The organism is Thalassospira australica (assembly GCF_044790785.1).
Taxonomy (GTDB): domain Bacteria; phylum Pseudomonadota; class Alphaproteobacteria; order Rhodospirillales; family Thalassospiraceae; genus Thalassospira; species Thalassospira australica_A.
Map to the genome: position 1 here is coordinate 3916533 of NZ_CP085258.1, position 22240 is coordinate 3938772.

Genomic DNA, 22240 nt, shown 5'->3' on the forward strand with positions numbered 1-22240 from the left:
AAAGAAAAGGCATCATGGTTGGCTGCCTTTGTCATTTCCGGATCAGGCACCCCAAACGATCCGCGATCAGGTGCCGAACCCGAAATCATCGGCATCAAGATCATCGGTATCATGGACGCCCATCAGAGTGACTGATGCATCATTGCCAAGTTCAATCACGACATTGCCATCGGTATCAAGATGCATGTCGTTCTTGATCTGGTTGAAGTTGCTGTAATTCCATTCCGACAGGTTGATGATGTCCTCGCCCGGCGTGAAATCCGTGATGATGTCGTGACCGTTGGTTTTGCCGATCTCGAACTCGTCCCAGCCCGAACCACCGGTCAGGGTGTCGTCACCGGCACTGCCATAAAGACGATCATTGCCCGCACCGCCCAGAAGCACATCGTCGCCCGCATTGCTCCAGAGGATGTCATCACCATTGCCACCATCCAGCGTGACATTGCCATAGGTTTCATAGGTGCTGGTCAGATCAATGATGTCATCGCCATCACCGGCCTCGATCACCTCGATATTACGGATGCGCGGCGAAATGCCCGGATCGCTGACCGTGTCGGCAAGGAATAGCGCGTCATTACCGCTGGTCAGTTTCAGGGTATCGGTGCCATCGCCACCTTCGAAGATGTCGTTCGACTGGTTATAGCCGTTCAGATTGACATATTCGCCAGTCCCGGCATCGCCGCTGTAATCATGGCCCCAACCGTTACCGTGATGGCCGGTATGACCCCAGCCGGTATTGTTGTCATGGCCGTCTTCGCCCGGCGCACCATCATTAAGCGCATGCCAGTTCGAGCTCCAGGTGTCGTCGGCATTGTATTGCAGAACGTCATCACCGGCCCCACCATTCAGGATGTCGATCCCCGCACCGCCTGCAAGGGTATCGTTGCCCGCACCACCCCAAAGCGTGTCGTTGCCTTCGCCACCATCAAGGACGTCGTCACCGGCGTTGCTCCAGATGATGTCGTTGCCGGTTCCGCCAAGCACCGTGACATCGCCATAGGACTGGGTTTCACTGGTCAGGTCGACGATGTCGTCACCGTTACCGGCATCGATGACTTCGATATTCGAAATGCGCGGCGAAACGCCCGGATCGGTGACCTTGTCATCAAGGAACAGGGCATCATTGCCGCTGGTCAGGGACAGGGTATCGGTGCCGTCGCCACCATCAAATATATCCTGCGAACGGGTGTAACCTTGCAGATTGACCTGTTCATGGGTGCCATTCATGTGCGGGTCGCCGACATTCTTCGCGGCATAGCTGCCCGACCAGGTCGCGTCTTTCTGATATTCGATGATGTCGTCACCGGCACCGGCATCGATCAAATCGCTGCCCGAACCGCCATTGATGACGTCATTGCCATCGCCACCCCAGATGGTGTCATTGCCGCCATCACCGCCCAGAACATCATCGCCCGACAGGCCCGACAGCAGGTTGGCACCATCATCACCAAACAGATAATCGTTGAAGTTCGACCCGATCAGATCCTCGATCGAGGACAGGATATCATTACCATCGCCACCGGTGGCTGTACCGAGTTCAAGGCTGACACCAACGGCGGATGTCGCATTGGCATAACTTGCGGTATCCCGGCCCGATCCACCCGAAAGGGTATCGTTGCCCTGACCACCCATCAGGGTGTCATTACCGCCATCACCATAAAGCTTGTCATCGCCTGATCCGCCGAACAGGGTATCGTTGCCATCGCCGCCCCACAGACGGTCGTTATTTTCGCCGCCATCCAGAACGTCGTTACCGTCACCGCCAAGGATCGAGTCATCGCCGGTGCCGCCATTGATCACATCATTGCCGGCTTCGCCATACAGCCTGTCCTGACCCTGACCGCCCAACAACGTATCGGCCCCGTTTCCACCCCAGACGCGGTCATCACCCGATCCACCATCCAGCGTATCATCGCCTTCGCCACCGGTGAGGCTGTCCTGCCCGCTGCCGCCGTCAATCAGGTCATTACCGTTGTCACCATACAGCTTGTCGTCGCCATCACCGCCATAAAGGCTGTCATTGCCATCCATGCCCGAAAGCGTGTCCTGTCCATTCAGGCCAAAGACGGTATCGTCACCCGAAAGGGCTGCAATCGTGTCATTGTTGCTGGTGCCATACAGGACATCGTCATAGGGCGTCGGCCCGGTCGAGGCTTCGACACCGACAAACATATTTGCATTGAGGTCACCAACCGCGACACCAATCAGCGTCAATGTCCCCTGACCATTGAGGTTGATCACGGCATTGCCGTTTACATCACTCATCAGGCCACGCAGTTCGGCCCAGTCATCAACATCAAGGGCAGACAGGTTGATCTGGTCACTTGCCGGATCGAAATCGGTAACAACCTTGTCGCCGGAATTGTCCGAAACGATGATCTGGTCCGAACCGGCACCACCGGTATAGGTATCGTTGCCAGCCCCGCCATCAAGCGTATCGTTGCCATCGCCCCCCGAAAGGGTGTCATTTCCGGCACCACCCGACAGCCAGTCATTGCCTAGGCCGCCATTAAGGGTATCGGCACCGTCGCCGCCCGAAATGACATCATCGCCCGCTTCGCCCGAAAGCTGGTCATCACCGGCCGCGCCATAGATCGTGTCGGTATCATCACCACCGGTGACAACATCGTTGCCATCCATCCCGTCGATGAAGTCCGAACCGCCGCCGCCGGAAATCACATCGTCGCCCGATCCACCGATCAGGGTGTCATTGCCCGCTCCGCCCGCGATCACGTCATGGCCGTCATTGCCATCCAGATTGTCGTCGCCGTCGCCCCCGTCGATCACATCATTGCCGTTGCCGCCCGAAATCGTATCATTCCCGGCACCACCCGACAGGTTATCGTCACCGTCATTGCCAAGGATGGTGTCATTGCCATCCCCGCCATCAACCACGTCATTCCCGGCCAGCGCATCGATATAATCATCTTCGCTGGTGCCCAGCAGGACATCATCAAACGGCGTCGCGCCAACCGGGCCTTCAATCCCGACAAACATATCGGACGTGACTTCGTTCAGGCGCACACCCAGCAGCGTGACCGAGCCATCCGGGCCCAGATCGATGACGGTATTGCCATTGACCTCGCTCAGACGCGGGGCAAGTTCGGACCATTCGGAAATGCCAAGCGCATCAAGGGAAATCCGGTCAACACTGGTGTTGAAATCGGTAACGACCTTGTCACCGACAAGGCTTGTAACCTTGACCAGATCGGCACCCGAACCGGTCGAGATACGGTCATTGCCCGATCCGCCATCCAGCGTATCGTTGCCATCGCCGCCCACAAGGCTGTCATTACCAGCCCCGCCGTCAAGCGTGTCGTCGCCTTTTTCACCGTTCAGATAGTCGTTGCCATTGCCGCCCATCAGGGTATCGGCGCCATCACCGGTCCAGATCGTGTCATTGCCCTCGCCGCCATCGACTGTATCGGCGCTGACATCGGCTTCGACATTGTCAAACGTATCGTTGCCATCGCCCAGATCGACAACATTGTTCTGGCTGTTGCCATAGACATAATCATCATGGGCCGATGCAATGACGCGTTCGAAATTGGCAAGAATATCGCCTGCGGCATCGCCGCCAAATGCGCGGCCGCCTTCGCCCGGTGTTCTGGCATTGGCATCGGTATCGCCAAGATAAATCTCGACCCCGGCGCTTGAACCCTCATAGCTGATGGTATCGATGCCATCGCCGCCATCAAGCGTATCGGCACCCGCACCGCCTTCGATGGTGTCATCCCCAGCACCGCCCGAAAGGACGTTATCGCCATCCGATCCGGTAATGTCGTCATTGCCCGCCGATCCGATGACATTTTCAAAACCGGAAATATCATCATTGCCGGTTTCAGCACTGCTTGCGGTACCGGCCGACAAATCAACCGCAGCACCACTTGCCGCCTGGCTCAGGTCAAGGGTATCGGTGCCTGCACCACCCGAAAGCGTGTCATTCCCGGCACCGGCCATGACGGTGTCATTACCGGCCCCGCCATAAACGGAGTCATCACCCGCACCACCGTCCAGAACGTCATCACCATCCGCACCGGACAGGACGTTTGCCCCGCTCGATCCGATAAGCGTATCCGCGCCCGCCGTACCCAGAACATTCTCAAAGCCGGAAATGGTATCTGTACCGGTGGCATCGCTGCTTGCGGTGCCGGTCGACAGGTCAACCGTCACACCATTGGCAGCAGCGAAATCAAGGGTGTCGGTGCCATCACCACCGGCAAGAATATCGTTGCCCGCACCGGCAACAACCGTGTCATCACCCGTACCCGCATCAACCGTATCGGCGCCTGCACCCGCGGTGATGACGTCATTGCCATCGCCCGCCAGAATAACGTCGTCGCCCGCACCGGCATCAAGGGTATCGTTACCGTCACCCCCGCCCAGCGTATCATTGCCTGCACCGCCATAGAGGCGATCGGCACCGTCGCCGCCGGTAAGGGTGTCGTTACCCTCGCCACCATCGAGCATGTCGTTGCCGACACCCCCATCAAGGGTATCGTTGCCGCCATTGCCGATCAGGCTGTCATTGCCAGCCCCACCCGAAAGCAGGTTATCGCCATTCGACCCGGTCAGGGTGTCACTACCGCCCGAACCAATCAGGTTTTCAATACTGCTCAGGGTGTCGGCTTCGCCATTGGCAAGCTGTGCGGTACCGGTTGCAAGGTTCGCACGAACCGCTGCGGCCGAATTGCTGTAATCCGCCGTATCGTTGCCATCACCACCGCGCAGCGCATCATTCCCGGCACCACCCGAAAGGGTGTCATCACCAGAACCACCATCCAGCGTGTTGTTCTGCGCATCACCCCTGATGATGTCATCATGGGCAGAGCCGACAACGTTTTCGACCCAGTAGATGCCGTCATTTCCGGCACCACCCGTCGCGGTGTAATTGGCAAGATCAACATTCACGCCCGATGCCGCGTCGTCATAGGTCACGGTATCGATGTCGCCACCGCCATGGATGATGTCGTTGCCTTCACCACCGCGAAGCGTATCGTTACCCTGTCCGCCGATCAGCGTATCGTTGCCTTCGGCACCATCAAGAACATCGCGGCCATAACCACCATCAAGATAGTCGTCACCCGCGCCGCCATAAAGATTGTCGTCGCCAAGTTCGCCATTGATGCGGTCATTGCCTTCGTTGGCCCAAAGCGTATCGTTGCCGCCACCGCCATTGATGGTGACATCGCCATAGGCAATCGTATCGCTGGTCAGATCGACAACGTCATTGCCGTCGCCCGCATTGATAACCTCGACCCCGTCAAGGCGCGCGCCATCGGCAACCGTTTCTTCGACCACCGCATCAAAGGTGATGGAACGCACGAAATAGTCGCTGCTGTCACCACCCGATGAACCATCGGCATAAGGTTCGCTCTCGAAGGCGAGATAACGGAACTCAACCGGATTGCCCAGACTGTCGGTGACACTGATGGTTGCGGTGCCGACCCCGCCACTGGTGTAATTGATCGTGCTTTCGTCAAGCACGCCCGATGCCACCAGATTTCCATCGGCATCAAAGGCCTGCCACGAACCGACTTCACCGCCATGCTCGGCCGCGATCAGGTTGGAAACCTGGACCGTGGCATTCCGTGCATTGGCACCAAGATCGACAACGACGGCTTCGCTTTCGCCGGTATTGCCATTGTGGTTGATCTGGCTTCCGGCCGGTGATCCACCGTTATTGCCGATACCGTTGCCATCAAAGGTCACGGTGTCATCGGCCGCGGCAAGGTTCAGTTTGCCGTCTTCGCCGACATAGGATGTACCGAAATCAAAGGCATAAAGATTTGCATCCGACCATGCGGCCTGCACGGCACCCGATGATGCCGAATCCGTCAGGCCCAATGTCCGGGTTTCAGTCGTGATACCCGTCGTCTGGCCATCGCCCAGTTTGCTGCCATCAAGGATCAGCGCATCACTGCCACCGGTCAGGTTCAGGGTATCGGTACCGTCACCACCGACAAAGGTATCGTCCGAGATGTTCTTGCCACCGATATTGGCAAGCTCACCGGTGCCATCGACGCCCGGGCTGCCGGTATTTTCGGTGGTTTCACCGCTTGCGGCCGTGCCATCGGCTTCAAAGTTCAGGGCATCGTCGCCGGATCCACCGTCAAGGGTATCGTCACCTGCACCCCCCGAAAGCGTATCAGTGCCATCGCCGCCACTGAGTTGATCATTCCCGGTACCACCGCCAAGCGTATCCGAACCGCTTCCACCATCGACCGTGTCATCGCCCGAACCACCGGCCAGGGTATCGTTGCCCGCACCGCCATCAATCGTATCGTCACCGGCACCACCATCGACAACATCGTCCCCGGCAAGGGCATCAATGACATCATCGCCATCGCCACCGGTCAGGCTGTCGTCATAAGGCGTGCCGCCATCCGTCACACCGGTGAAATCATCGACTGAGAGATCAAGCGGATTGACGCCCTGTAGCGTTATCGTTCCGCCGGACGGCAGATTGATCACCGCATCACCAAGCGAATTGCCCGTGATCAGATCACGAAGTTGGGTCCAGGTTTCAATGCCCGTGCCATCAAGGGTCAGTTTGTCCGTCCCGATTTCGAAGTCGGTGACAACATCATCATCGGTGCCGTCGGCAAAGATAAAGCTGTCATTACCCGCCCCGCCCGAAAGCGTATCGTCGCCAGCCCCGCCATCAAGGGTGTCGTTACCCGCCCCTGCGGCCATGACGTTATTGGCATCCGATCCGGTCAGTTCATCATCGCCCGAACCGGTTGTGACATTTTCAAAGTTCGAAATGATGTCCGAACCGGTTTCTGCCGATTGCGCCGAACCTGCCGCCAGATTGACCGTGGCACCACTGGTTGCGTTGCGCATGTCGATGGTGTCATTGCCCTCGCCACCATCAAGGCTGTCATCACCGGCACCCGCGATAACCGTGTCATCACCTGTACCGGCATCGACATGGTCACTGCCCGCGCCATCGGATACGGTATCATTGCCATCACCGGCCACGATCCGGTCATTGCCATCGGCGCCGTCAATCGTATCGTTTCCTGCGCCGGACGATATTGTGTCATCGGCTGAACTTCCGGAAATCGTATCGTCACCAGCACCCGTAACGATCTGTTCGAAGCCTGAAATAGTGTCAGAACCGGTTTCCGTGCTGCTTGCCGTACCATTTTCAAGATCAATGACGGCACCGCCATCGGCATTGGTCAGATCAAGCGTATCGGTGCCATCGCCACCGGCAAGTGTATCATTACCGGCATCACCGATAACGATATCGTCACCCGCCCCGGCATCGACCGTATCGTTGCCCTCACCCGACGAAATCACATCGTTGCCGTCACCCGCAGCAATCACATCATCGCCGGAACCCGCCGCGATATCATCATCACCCGCCCCGGCGTCAATCACGTCACTGCCGGCACCCGTATTGATATGGTCATTGCCATCACCGGCAAGGACGCTGTCATCTCCGGCACTGGTCCAGATGGTATCGTTGCCAGCCCCGCCATCAACCGTAACATCGCCATAGGAATGCACCTGGCTGGTCAGATCGACAACGTCATCACCGTCGCCGGTTTCAATGATTTCAACGCCGCTGATTGACGGATTGGCAGAACCATTTTCATGATCGCGATCCAGAATGATCGCATCGCCACCCGACGTACCCACCAGCGTATCGATGCCGTCACCGCCATCATACTGGTCATCACTGATGCCAAGACCATCAAGATCGGCAATTTCGCCGGTGCCATCGACACCGGGGCTGCCCGCATGATCGGTGGTATCACCCGATTGACCGGTTTGATCCGCACCGAATTCCAGAACGTCATCACCCGCACCACCGTCAAGCGTATCCGTGCCCGGACCACCGATCAGGGTGTCGTTGCCGTCACCACCGTCGAGCGTGTCATCGCCATCGCCGCCGTCGACCGTATCGTTACCGGCACCGCCGTCGACGCTGTCATCGCCCGCACCACCGTCAACGGAATCGTCACCATCGCCGCCATCGACCGTGTCATTACCCTCGCCACCGTCGACCGTGTCGTTGCCATCACCGGCCCCAACCGTATCGTCACCACTGCCACCGCCAAGTGTATCATCACCCGGCGTTCCGACATTTTCGATTCCGGCAAAGTGGTCCGGTGTCAGGTCGCCAACAGCAACACCCGAAAGCGTTACCGTGCCGCCGGACGGCAACGTGATCACCGCACCATCCGGTCCATCGGACAGCAGCGGCTGCAATTCGGTCCAGCTTGAAACACCGATATCGGGCAGGGAAATCACGTCGCTGGCGATATCAAAGTCGCTGACCAGATCGGCGTCGCTGCCATCTTCAAAGACAAAGACATCCGCGCCATCGCCACCGGTCAGGGTATCGTTGCCGTCGCCTGCGGCCAGCGTATCATTGCCTGCACCGCCCGAAAGGACGTCGTCACCAGCCCCGCCATCAATCACGTCATCACCGGCACCACCGTCAATCGTGTTGGCCGCTGCATTGCCGGTAATGGTATCGGCGTCTGCCGAACCCGTCACATTTTCGAAACTGGCAATCGTATCGGAACCGGTTTGTGCGCCGTTCGCCGTGCCAGCGGCAAGATCAACCGTCACCCCGCCACTGGTGCCCGACAGATCAAGCGTATCAATGCCGTCGCCACCATCAAGATGGTCGTTACCGGCATCAATCGAAACCGTATCGTTACCCGCACCGGCATCAATCACATTGTCCGCGGCATTACCGATGATGATGTCATCACCATCCGTCGCGATCACATTTTCAAAGCCGGAAATGCTGTCCGAGCCGGTGGCATCGCTGCCTGCCGTGCCATTGGCCAGATCAATTGTCGCGCCATTGGCCGCAGACATATCAAGCGTATCGGCTCCGTCACCACCCGAAAGCGTATCATCGCCGATACCGGCCATGATGGTATCGTCGCCAGCACCGCCCGCGATAATGTCATTCCCGGTTCCGCCGTCGATGATGTCGTTATCCGCGCCACCATCGATATTATCAGCACCCGCACCGCCCAGAATATTGTCCGAACCGTCACCGCCAAGGATGACGTCATCACCGTCATTGGCCCACAGGGTATCGTCCCCGGCACCACCATCAATCGTGACGCCGCCATAGGAATGAATTTCACTGGTCAGGTCGACAACGTCGTTACCCGCACCGGCATTGATGTTTTCAATATCCACAATCGACGGGTTGGCGGCACCGCCACCGGCGTGATCGCGATCCAGGATGATGGCATCATCACCGTCGCCTGCCTGCAGGGTATCGTTGCCTTCGCCACCGACAAAACTGTCATCAGAAAGGTTTTTGCCACTGATATCGGCAACATCACCGGTGCCATCCGCCGTCGGGCTGCCGACATGGTCGGTGGTTTCACCCGACGCCGCGACATGGTCCCCTTCGAAGGTCAGGACATCATCACCGGCCCCACCGTCAAGCAGATCGGCCCCGGCGCCACCGGCAAGAGTATCGTTACCCGCACCGCCCGACAGGGTATCATGACCCGCACCACCCGAAAGGATGTTATCGCCATCCGATCCCAGAAGGGTATCGTTGCCCGATCCACCGGTCGCCCCTTCGATCTCGATCAGCGTATCGTTGCCATCGGCGGTCGTGCCGGTCCCCGCGGCCAGATCAACCACAACCGGATCGGTCCGGTCCGAATAATCGGCAATATCGGTACCATCGCCACCGACAAGGGTATCGTTACCGGTACCCGCCTGCAGGGTATCGTTTCCGGCACCACCCAGAATGGTGTCATCCCCGGCACCACCGGCCAGCACGTCGTCGCCCGCACCGCCTTCGATAACGTTGTTGGCATCATCGCCCGAAATGGTATCGGCATGGTCGGACCCGATCACGGTTTCAAAACCGTCAATCACATCATTTCCGGCACCACCACTTGCCGTCCCATTGGCAAGATCGACGGAAACGCCTTCTTCGGCCCCTTCGTAGGACAGCGTATCGTCACCTTCGCCGCCAATCAGGGTATCGTCGCCGCCATTGCCATAAACGGTATCGTTGCCAGCACCGCCATCCAGAATATTGGCGTTTTCATCGCCGATCAGGATATCGTCGCCGTCCCCGCCGGTAACATTTTCGATGCTATCAAGGGTATCGTTTCCGGCGTCCCCGGTTGCCGTACCCGCGCCAAGGTCAACGGTGACACCTTCGGATGTGTCGGAATAATCGGCGGTATCGTTGCCGTCCCCACCATTCAGTTCGTCATCACCGGCACCACCGGTCAGGGTATCGTTGCCCGCATCGCCATTGATGACATCATCACCGGCACCGCCATCAACAATATCGTCACCCGCCAGTGCATTGATTTCATCGCCAAGCTGGCTGCCATGCAGGACGTCGTCAAATTCGGTGCCTTCGATGGTGACATAGCCAAAGAAATTATCCGGCCCAAGATCATCGACCGAAACGCCTTCAAGCGTGATGCTTTCACCCGGACCAAGCGAAATAACCGCGTTGCCATTGGCGTCATCGAACATGCGATCGGCAAGATCGCTGTAATCTTCAATCCCGTAGGATGACAGATCAATCACATCTTCGTTGACGTCAAAATCGGTAACCGTGTCGCTGCCGCCACCCGGGGTAACAACGATCAAGTCTTCGCCGTCGCCGGTGATAATGACGTCGTCACCAGCCCCGCCAAACAGCGTATCGTTGCCCGAACCACCATCAAGTGTGTTGACCCCGTCGGCACCGATCAGGGTATCGGCAAAGTCGGTACCAATGACCCGTTCAACATTGCGAACAATGTCATTGCCGCCCGAACCCGATGCATACTGGTTGACCAGATCAACGACAACCGGGCCTTCGACATTGGAATAATCGACTGTATCGATACCGTCGCCACCATCGATGATATCGTCACCGGTATCACCATAAATCCAGTCATCGCCGGTCCCGGCCTGAATGATGTCGTCACCCGCACCGCCCGACAGGGTATCGTCATCGGCACCCCCGTCGATAACGTCGTTGCCGGTACCACCCGAAAGGGTATCCGATCCCGTACCGCCGGTAATTTCGTCATCGCCACTTCCGGCATCGACGACGTCATCCCCCGAACCGACATTGATCACATCGTTACCGGCACCTGCCGTTACGGTGTTATTGGTCGCATCGCCGGTGATTGTATCATTGAAGTCCGACCCGATGACATTTTCGATATCACCAAGCGTGTCACTGCCCTGACCGGTTGCCGTACCGTCTTCAAGATTGACGTCAACCGCACCGTTGGCGGTGCTGTAATCGACGGTATCCGAACCGGCACCGCCATCAATAATGTCATTACCCTCGCCCCCGGCCAGCGTGTCATTTCCGGCAAGGCCCAACAGGATGTTATCACCAGCGTCACCCGTCAGCGTATCTTCAAACAGTGTTCCGGTAAGATTTTCGATACCGTCAAGCACATCGTTGCCATCCCCGCCGGTGACGGTGCCGATCGCGAGGTCACCCGCAATACCGGCCGTCTCGGTCGAGTAATCAACGGTATCATTACCCGCACCACCGATCAGCGTATCGGAACCCGAATTGCCAATCAGCGTATCATCGCCTGCATCGCCAGAAAGGATGTCATTGCCTGCGCCACCAACCAGGCGGTCATTGCCGTCACCACCCGAAACGGTGTCATCCCCGCCCAGCGCGTTGATGATGTCACCACCCGAACCACCCATCATTTCATCGGCGTTTTCGGTTCCCAGACGGACATCGACACCGATGAAATTATCAATGCCAAGCGAGGATGCCTGAACCCCTTGAAGGGTGATCGTATCACCGCTATCAAGCGTAATGGTCAGGTTGCCGCTGGCATCCGTGCCAAACAGGCTTTCAAGCGCACCATAACCGGCAATGTTGAAGTCCGTCAGATCAATGACGTCATTCGCCGGATCAAAATCGGTAATCGTGTCATTACCATCGCCCGGACGGAAGACGACCTGATCCCTTCCGGTTCCGAGTGTCAGTGTGTCATTGCCAAGACCGGCTTCAAAGGTGTCATCACCGGCACCACCGATGAAGGTGTCGTTTTCCGCCCCCCCCATAAAGGTATCGTCGAATGCCGAACCTTCTATAACCTCAATACCGTCAAGCGTGTCTGTGCCGGTAGCAGATCCACTGACAGTATCGTTTGCGGTATCAACCAGAACAGGACCGGTTGAATCGGCATAACTGGCGGTATCAAGCCCGTCACCCCCCATCAGGACATCGTCACCGGCACCTGAAAGCAGGGTATCGTTGCCTGCCCCCCCTTCCAGCGTGTCGGCACCGTCACCGCCGGAAATAACATCGTTGCCAGCACCACCATTTACAACGTCGTCGCCAGCACCAGACGTAATGATGTTGTTGCCATCATCCCCAACGACAATGTCATTACCCGATCCGGTCGTGATATTTTCGATATTGGCAAAACTGTCGGTATCCGTGCCATCGGTTGCCTGGCCGACTGACATATCAACGGTGACATCACCCGTCAGGTCAGACAGATCAAGCGTATCGTTCCCGGCACCGCCATCTATGGTATCCGAACCGGCACCGCCACGGAGCGTATCATTCCCCTCACCGCCTGACAGAACGTCATCACCGGCACGACCATCGATGAAATCATCGCCTGCACCGCCGTCAATACTGTTGGTGCCGGAATCACCGCGCAAAGTATCGGCGAAAATCGAGCCATTGATATTTTCAAAATTGGAAATCTGGTCGTTTTCGGCACCGCCAACAACACCGCTTTGCAAGTCGACACTTACCGATCCGCCGGCGCTGTTATAGGAAATGGTATCTTCGCCAGCACCACCGTCGAGAATATCGCGACCTGTGCCACCATCAATCAGGTCATTACCATCGCCACCCGACAGAATGTCGTCACCGGCACCGCCAAGCAGCGTATCATCCCCGGCACCGGCACTAACCGTATCGGCATTGCCGCTTCCGGTGACGGTATCGTTGAAATCGGATGCCAGTATCTGTTCGATCCCGGTGAACAGATCGGTGCCTGTATCGGCCCCGGTGGCAATATTGTTGGCAAGGTCGATATTCAAACCCGATTGGGCCGTCCGGAAATCAAGGGTATCCGAACCCTCACCACCGACATAGGTGTCGTCACCGGCTTCTCCGACAAAGCTGTCATTGCCAGCCCCACCGTTCAGAAGGTCGTTACCGGCACCACCCGACAAGACATCGTTCCCGAGCCCGCCAAGCAATGTATTGTCAGCATCATCACCGGTAATCGTGTCATCGAAGGCCGTACCCGTGACATTTTCGAAACCGGCAATATCGTCGTTGCCATCGGCACCGCTGGATATGCCCGTCGCCAGATTGACGGCCTGCCCGTCGGTCGCGCCGGAATAATCAAGCGTATCAATGCCCGCACCACCGCGAAGAGTATCATCGCCCGCGCCACCGATAACGGTATCGTTTCCACCTTCGGCACTGATGAAATCATTCCCGGCACCACCCGATAGAACGTTATTACCGCTCGACCCGGTCATGCTGTCGTTGAAGCCCGTGCCGGTTGCGTTCTCGATACCGGTAAAGCTGTCCGCGCCATCGGCTTTTTGCGTCAAACCTGCCTGCAGGTTCAGCGATACACCACCATCAGCAGCACTGTAATCAATCGTGTCTGTGCCCGTACCGCCATCAAACACATCGTTTCCGGCACTGCCGATAAACCGGTCGTTCCCGGCACCGCCAATCAAGGTGTTATCTGCGTTTGACCCCGTGATCGTATCGCCAAAGGACGAACCGATGACATTTTCAACATTGGAAACGCTATCGGCGGTTTCCGAATCTGTCTGACCGGTCGCAAGATTGATTTCAACACCACCGGTTTGTGCCGAATAATCGATGGTATCAATACCATCACCGCCATCAACATGGTCGGCACCATCACCTGCAATCAGGGTATCGTTACCGGCCCCACCCAACAGGGTATCGTCGCCATCGCCACCCGAAAGGATATCGTTGCCCGCACGGCCATCAAGGATATTACCCTCCTGATCACCCGTGATAATGTCACCGGCATTCGATCCGCTAACATTTTCAACGCCACTTAATGTATCCGTCCCAAGTCCGGTTGCCGTTCCGGTTGTCAGGTCAACATTCACACCGTTGGTCGCATTGAGGTAATCGACCGTATCGACACCGCCGCTGCCGATCAGGGTATCATTGCCACCCGTTGCGATAAGGGTGTCGTTGCCCGCACCGCCATCAAGACGGTTATTGCCGTTATCACCTTCAAGCACGTCATTGAATGCCGAGCCAGTGGCATTTTCGAAATCGACCAGAACATCATTACCGGCAGCACCGGTTGCCGTCAGATCGGCCAGATTGACGCTAACCCCGCCCGACGCCGATGCGTAGGATGCGGTGTCACTGCCCGCGCCGCCAAACAGGGTATCATTCCCGCCAAGGCCATCGATCACATCATCTCCGGCATTACCCGAAATTACGTTATCCCCGGAACTGCCGGTCAGGATATCGGCCGAAGAACCGCCAATGATGTTTTCGATATTCGACAGATGGTCATTGCCCGCGGCCCCGGAAACCTCACCGGTTTGAAGATTTGCATTAACGCTACCACCGGCATCGCTGTAATCGACGGTATCGGTATCGGCACCACCGTCAATCCGGTCATCACCCTCGCCACCCTTCAGCAGGTCGTCACCAGCCCCCCCGGCAAGACTGTCATCCCCTTCAAAACCGTAAAGCGTGTCATCCCCGTCAAGCCCCGAAAGGGTATCGCGCCCGTCCGTACCGCTCAGAACGTCGTCGCCAAGCGTACCAACAATGTCGCGAATGCCGATAAAGTTATCCGCGGTGATACCGGCCTTGCTGACACCTTCCAGCGTCATCGTCACGCCATCACCAAAGTCGATCACCAGATCGCCATTACCGTTCTCGCTCATCTGCTCGAACAGTTCGCCATAGGTGTCGATGGATAGCCCGGTCAGATCAATCTGATCGCTGTTGACATTGAAATCGGTGACTGTGTCGTTCCCGTCGCCCGGTGCAATCTGGTAAATATCCGCACCAGCACCACCCGTCAGGGTATCATCCCCTGCACCACCGGTGATGATATCGTTCCCCGCACCGGCAGAAATCACGTTATCGCCAGCATCGCCCGTCAGGTTATCATCCCCGGACGAACCGATCAGGTTTTCAATACCTGAAAGCGTATCGGTTCCCGATGCACTTGTCGCCGTACCGTCAGCCAGATTGACCGTAACACCGCCGGTATTCTCGAAACTCGCAGTATCGCGACCTGCACCACCATCGATAACATCATTACCTGCTCCGCCGCGAAGCATGTCGTTGCCATCGCCACCGGACAGGACATCGTTGCCATCACCGCCAATCAGGGTGTTGTCAGCGCCATCACCTGTCAGCGTATCGTCAAATGCACTGCCTTGCAGGTTTTCGATACCTGACAATGTATCATTGCCATCCGCGCCACTCGCCGTGCCCGCCGCCAGATCAACGACAACACCGCCCGTCGCAGCAGAATAATCGGCAAGATCAACACCGCTGCCCCCGCTCAGGATATCGTCACCGGCGCCACCTGAAAGAACATCTGTCCCGGCACCACCAAGAACCTGATCGTTTCCGGCCCCGCCCGATAGCGTGTCATTGCCGGCTTCCCCGCGCAGGATATTGTCCTGATCGTCACCAAGCATACGGTCGGAATTTTGCGACCCGATAACGTTTTCGATATTGATCAAGGTATCGATAGTGCCGCCGACAGAACCTGTCCCGGCAGAAAGATCGACATCGACCCCGACACTTTGACCATAATCGACCGTATCACGACCCGTACCACCGTCGAGAACATCCGCGCCTGCGCCACCTGAAAGCGTATCGTCGCCTTCGCCGCCAAAAACAGTATCGTTACCCGCACCCGCGAAAATCGTATCGTTCCCGGCAAGACCGTCGATGATTTCAGCAACATCCGTGGCGTTGATCACATCATCATTTTCAGTCGCGCCAAGCGTTTCAAGACCGCTGAAGTTTGAAACATCAAGTGCCGAAACAGGAACACCGGTCAATGTCAGGCTGTTGCCGTTGATCGTGATAACGGCATTGCCATTATCATCTGTGCTGATCAACGGTTTCAGCGCTTCCCAGTTTGGAATATCGAACGCAGCCAGATCAATCTGGTCACTGGCGACATCAAAATCGGCAATTTTATCGTTTCCGGCAAACGTCCCGAAAACAAAAGTATCCGACCCGTCACCACCAATCAGAAGGTCATCGCCGCGCCCGCCATTGAGCGTATCGTCCCCGGCACCGGCACTCAGGGTATTTGCACCCTCGGAACCTGTAATGATGTCGTCGAAGCCGGAGCCGATAGCATTTTCAACATCGGTGATCGTATCGGAACCTTCCGACCCGATCGCGGACCCGGCACCCAGATTGATTTCGACACCACCAGCCGCATCATCGTAGGTAACAGTGTCAATACCGCTACCGCCTGCGATTGTATCGTTGCCAGCACCGCCATTGAGCATGTCAGAGCCAACACCGCCTATAAGGTAATCGTCACCATCCCCGCCACTGATGGTATCGTTGCCCAATCCACCAAGAAGCGTATTGGCTTCGTCATTACCCGCAAGACTATCGTCATGAATCGAGCCGGTGACATTCTCGATCCCGGTCAGGGTATCGTTGCCCGCACCACCCGATGCGGTTCCCGCATCAAGATCGACCGAAACACCGGCAGCCGCATCCCCGTATTGCGCCGTATCGTTTCCGGCACCCCCGTCAAGAACATCGTTGCCCGTGCCACCGTTCAGAAGATCGTCTCCGTCACCGCCAAACAGCGTGTCGTTTCCGGCATTGCCATAAATGGTATCGTCATCAGCCAGGCCATCAATGACGTCGCTTCGGTTCGTTCCGGTCAGAACATCACGATTTTCCGTCCCATCCAGCGACCGGATACCGGCAAAATTCGCGTATGTCAGGGCATCGGGGTCCACACCTTCAAGGGTGACAACCGAACCGCCAACCGTAATCGTGGCATTGCCTGCGGCATCTTCACCGATAAATCCGGCGACATCCGAAAACAGTTCAAGCCCGTCAATGCCCTGAATATCGATGACATCACTGGCCGGGTCGAAATCGGTAATCAGGTCATTGTCGCTTTCCGCCGACACGACAAATGTGTCCCGGCCGCTTCCACCGCTAAGCGTGTCGTCACCACCGCGCCCGTCGATGGTATCGTCGCCCGCGCCACCAATGAAACGTTCCGAGGCATCACTGCCCGAAAGGATATCCGCCCCTGATGAGCCCTCGTATTCCTCAAACCCGCTGAAAATATCCGCCGAACCACCAGCAACGGCCTGACCGGTCTGCGCATCCAGAACGATCCCCTGAGCAGAGTCCGTCCCGCCCGCATAGGACAACGTATCCCGACCATCCCCGCCAGACAGGGTATCATCGCCAGTGCTGCCGAAAACGGTATCGTTTCCGGCACCGGTATCAATAATGTTGTCCTGATCGTTACCGTGAATGACATCATCACCATCCCCGGTCGTCACATTGTCGATTTCGACCAGGGTATCATTCCCCTCGCCGGTTGCAGTGCCTTCGATCAGATCAATCGTGATATCTGCGTTCGTCCCGGTAAAGTCGGCAGTATCGCTACCAGTACCACCAACCAGCGTGTCGTCACCCGCACCGCCCGAAAGGGTATCGTCGCCCGCACCACCGGAAAGAATATTGGCACCATCATTGCCGCGAATGACATCGTCACCCGACGAACCGACGGCATTTTCGATGTTGGACAAAATCGTCTGGCCAAAATCCGATTGCCCTATCCCGGCAGCAAGATCGACAGTAACACCAGTCTGACCGGCAAAACTGACAGTATCGACACCATCACCCCCATCAAGCGTATCGTTGCCACGTCCGCCATTCAGGAAGTCGTCACCGGCACCTGTCGAAATAACGTTATCGCTGCTATCGCCGGTTACAACGTCATTGCCTGCACCGGTGAGAATGTTCTCGATCCCCGTGACAGCATCTATCTCGCCGCTGGTATCATCTGTGACAACACCGGCACCCAGATTAACCGTCTGCGCGCCATCGCGCGCACTCAGATCCAGCGTATCGTTGCCCGCACCGCCGATATAGGTGTCATTGCCAGCCTCGGCGACAAAGGTATCGTCACCGGCACCACCATCAAGCGTATCATTGCCATCCCGGCCGGTAATGGTGTCGTTGCCTGCCCCGCCCTGCAGCACGTTAACACCGCTGTCACCCGAAATCGTATCGTCGTAATTCGATCCGATAACGTTTTCGACGCGGTCAAGAATGTCATTGCCATCGGCACCGGTTGCCGTACCCTCGGCAAGGTCGACATTCACCGCACCATTGGCACCGGAATAATCAACCGTATCAATACCTTCCTGACCGCGCAGGGTATCATTGCCCGCACCGCCCGAAAGCGTGTCGTTGCCATAACCGCCGGAAATGACATCGTCACCGGTTCCGCCGCCAAGAACATCATTCCCGTCAAAGCCATAAAGCGCGTCATCACCGTCGGTACCCTCGGCAACGTCGTCCCCATCGCCTTCAAAGATGCGCCCGAACCCGCGGAAATTATCCGCAACGAGACTGTCCGAACTGACACCTTCAAGGGTCAGAACACCCTGATCGCCAAAATCGATAACGGCGTTGCCGTTGCCATCATCGCTCATCATCGATTGCAGGGTCGCGAAATCGGTCACGCCCAGCTTTGAAAGATCGACCGTATCTTCGGCAATATTGAAATCGGTGACCGTATCGTTGCCGAAATTCTCGGTCAGTTCGATGTCATCCTTGCCCGATCCGGTGGTCAGCGTATCGTCGCCCGCACCGCCCGTCAGGGTATCGATGCCATCCCCGCCAATCAGCACGTTATTGCCGTCATTGCCGGTAATATGATCGTCGAAGTCCGAACCGATGACGTCTTCGACCATCTGCAGGACATCATTGCCCGCACCACCGGTTGCCGTGTTCTGCGAAAGATCAACGGTTACAGCATCGGTCGCATCGGTATAGCTGACGGTATCAGTACCATCACCGCCCTGGATATGATCATCGCCAAGACCGCCGCGCAGGAAATCGTCGCCCGAACCGCCTTGCAAAACGTCATTGCCAGTGCCGCCAACCAGAAGGTCGCTGCCTTCGCCACCCTGAAGAATGTCGTCTTCGGAACCGCCATAAAGGCTGTCATTGCCTTCACCGCCCTGCAAGACATCGGCACCCGCACCACCATCCAGGGTGTCGTCGCCAAGGCCGCCCTGCAAGACGTCATTCCCGAGCCCGCCATCAATGACATCATTGCCATCACTGCCCTGCAAGGTGTCGTTCCCGGCAGCCCCGCCAAGGAAATCATCACCATCAGTACCATGGACAATGTCGTTCCCCGATGTCGGGGTGTTGTCAAAGATATTGGTATCGTCGCCGGTCTCGTTTCCGCTGTCGGTCGCGCCACCACCCGTATCGTCGCCAGTATCGTCACCGGCCTCATCCCCGGCTTCGGCATCCGTCCCGCCCGTGGCTTCACCATCGGTCTGCTCGCCCGATATGCTGTCGCCGTCTTCAGCACCCGCGTCAATTGGATCTGCTTCGCCATCCGTGGTTTCACCGCCGGTCGTATCCTCGGCTCCGCCTTCATCCGCGCCAGCATCTTCACCAACAGTCTCATCACCGGTCGCGTCACCGGTCGCGTCACCGGCCGCGTCACCGGAAAGACCGGTTTCATCCGTGCCGGTTTCCGGCGATGTTTCCGCCCCGGCCTGAAGACCGCTATTGGTGTTTTCCTGTTCGGTCTGGCTCTCTGACTGGGATGGCTGTTCTTCGCCGTCCGTGCTGTCATCACCATCACCCGACGCAGGCGTATCTTCGTTCAGAACGTCTTCGCCCGCACCGTCCGAACCGCCGAGGCTGTCGTCTTCGGCACCGTCACCCGAATTTGCTTCATCATCCGCCGCGTCCGAACCGGTTTCAGCAGGGGTCGTTTCCTGATCGGGTTGGGTTTCCCCGTCGGCTCCCTCATTCGATGAACCATCGGAAGTCTCGCCGTTTGTTTCGGTCAAAGAGCCTTCTTCGGTTCCGGATGTTTCCGAACCGCTTCCTGTCGGGGCGTCTTCGCCTTCCGTCACCGGATCGGTCGAACCTTCATCGGTGGTGTCCGCGGTGGTGTCATTCGCGCCATTTGAAGTTTCTTCGCCGCCACTTGCATCGCCTTGGTCGGCTTCATCAGCTTCATCACCGGAGGTACCGCTTTCAACCGCACCATCACCCGATGCCGTGTCATCGGTCTGATCCGGGGATGCGTCATCGGATGCATCGCCCTGTGCCCCGGTTTGCGTATCACCCGTCTGCGTCTGATCACCATCGGTGGTCGATCCGGTTTCAGTTTCCTGCGAAGCACCATCGGTTTCGCCGGCACCATCCGTCTCGTCACTGCCGGTTTCCGATCCCGTACTGGCATCGGTTTCGGTATCAGACCCCGTTTCGGTGTCATTTTGATCAGTCGGGGCTGTCTCTTCGATACCGGTGTCTGGACCGGTTTGTTCATCGGCCCCGGCATCACCGGTGGTTTCATCACCTTCGCCCGAAGCGGTACCGGTACCGGTATCAGTGTCAGCGCCGGAGTCAGTTTCCGCTTCGCCGGTTTCCTCGGCGGTGATGTCATCACCCGATCCACCAGATACGGAATCATCGCCAGCCCCGCCATCGGTTTCCGACTGGGCACTGTCCCCACCGTTACCGGAAGAAGCCTGATCACCCGTTTCGCTATCGGTCGTATCACTGCCGGTCGTATCACTGCCGGTCGTATCAGTTTCGCCAGTTACCGGCCCCTCCGACGGGTCTGATGCCTCGTCGGTCGCGTCGCCAGTATTTGACCCGGCGGTATCGCCGGTCGTCTCACCAGAAGTCTTGGCGTCCGTGCCGGTATCAGTTGCCGTTTCACCGCCGGATGCATCATCACTTGCCGTGCCGGAATCCGTATTGTTTCCGGTTCCCGAAACCGCATCATCGCCCGTTTCGGTCTCGGTCCGGCTTTCGGTCGCACCATTTTTCAGATCGACAACCACACCCTGTTCGGACGTGCTGTAATCAAGGGTGTTGCGACCCGCACCACCGTCAATCGTGTCATTGCCGCCACTGGCGCCAAAGGTATCGTCGCCTGCACCACCAGAAAGCGTATTGTTTCCGGCATCCCCGCGCAGGACATCATCACCCGATGTCCCGGTCAGATTTTCGATATTGGTAAATGAAACAGTATTGCTGCCGCCGATACTGCTTGCCGTGCCGGTCGAAAGATCGGCAGTTACGGCATCATCCGAACCATCGAATGACAGCGTATCGTTGCCAGAACCGCCATCAACAATATCGCTGCCACCATTGCTCGAAATCACATCGTCGCCGGAAGTACCTTCGATAACGTCATCACCCGACGTACCGTCGATCACTGTTTGCGTGCCCGACGACAGATCGCCGGAACTGTCCAGCACAATGTCGGTCAACTGCGGGGCATCAACAATCGTGATCTCGGAAAGCTGCGCAATCGTCATCCCCTTGAGCGTCAGCTGATCACCGGACGCAAAGGTAATAACAACATTGCCCTGACCATCATCCGAGGCCCGCGAAACCAGATCGGTCGCACTTTCAATGCCCAGATCATCAAGTGCCAGATAATCTTCGCCAAGGGTGAAATCGGTAATGGTCGCCTGACCAAATCCGGCCTGCAAAACGAATGTATCGCGACCTTCACCACCCGTCATTTCATCCTGGCCCTCGCCCGGCACCAGGATATCGTCGCCTGCACCACCGATCAGGGTGTTGTCGCCCGCATCCCCGATCAGGATGTCGTTATAAGACGTGCCGATGACGTTTTGGATATTGGTAAAGACCTGCGTTGCAGGGGATTGTGAACCTGACGCGCCCGACGAACCGGAATCAGAATTACCCGCAGCAGAGCTATCCTCTGCGCGGTCATCCAGTACCTGTTCGATATCGGCACCGGCAAGACCGGTGCCATCATCCTGATTGGCGGGCGAGGCCAAGGCTTTGCTCCCTACTTGGGATTAATTTTTCAATCCATTTTCATGGCAGGCAACGGGCCATACATATACACTAGTATAGACCCCAATCAAGAGCCCATCAACGGAAGATGCGCACCAGAATCGGTAAATCACATTTTTTTCATGTTTTCCGGGGATTTGGAAGGCGAAATTCGCCTCTGAC

Annotated in this window: 1 protein-coding gene; it reads right to left on the bottom strand. The window is 57.2% G+C overall.

What is annotated here, in order from left to right; genetic code table 11:
- Window positions 1-66: 66 nt before the first annotated feature.
- Window positions 67-22059 (bottom strand): hypothetical protein, encoded by a 21993-nt coding sequence (locus LG297_RS18315; RefSeq protein ID WP_404422814.1) that lies wholly within the window; start codon window positions 22057-22059, stop codon window positions 67-69.
- Window positions 22060-22240 lie beyond the last annotated feature (181 nt).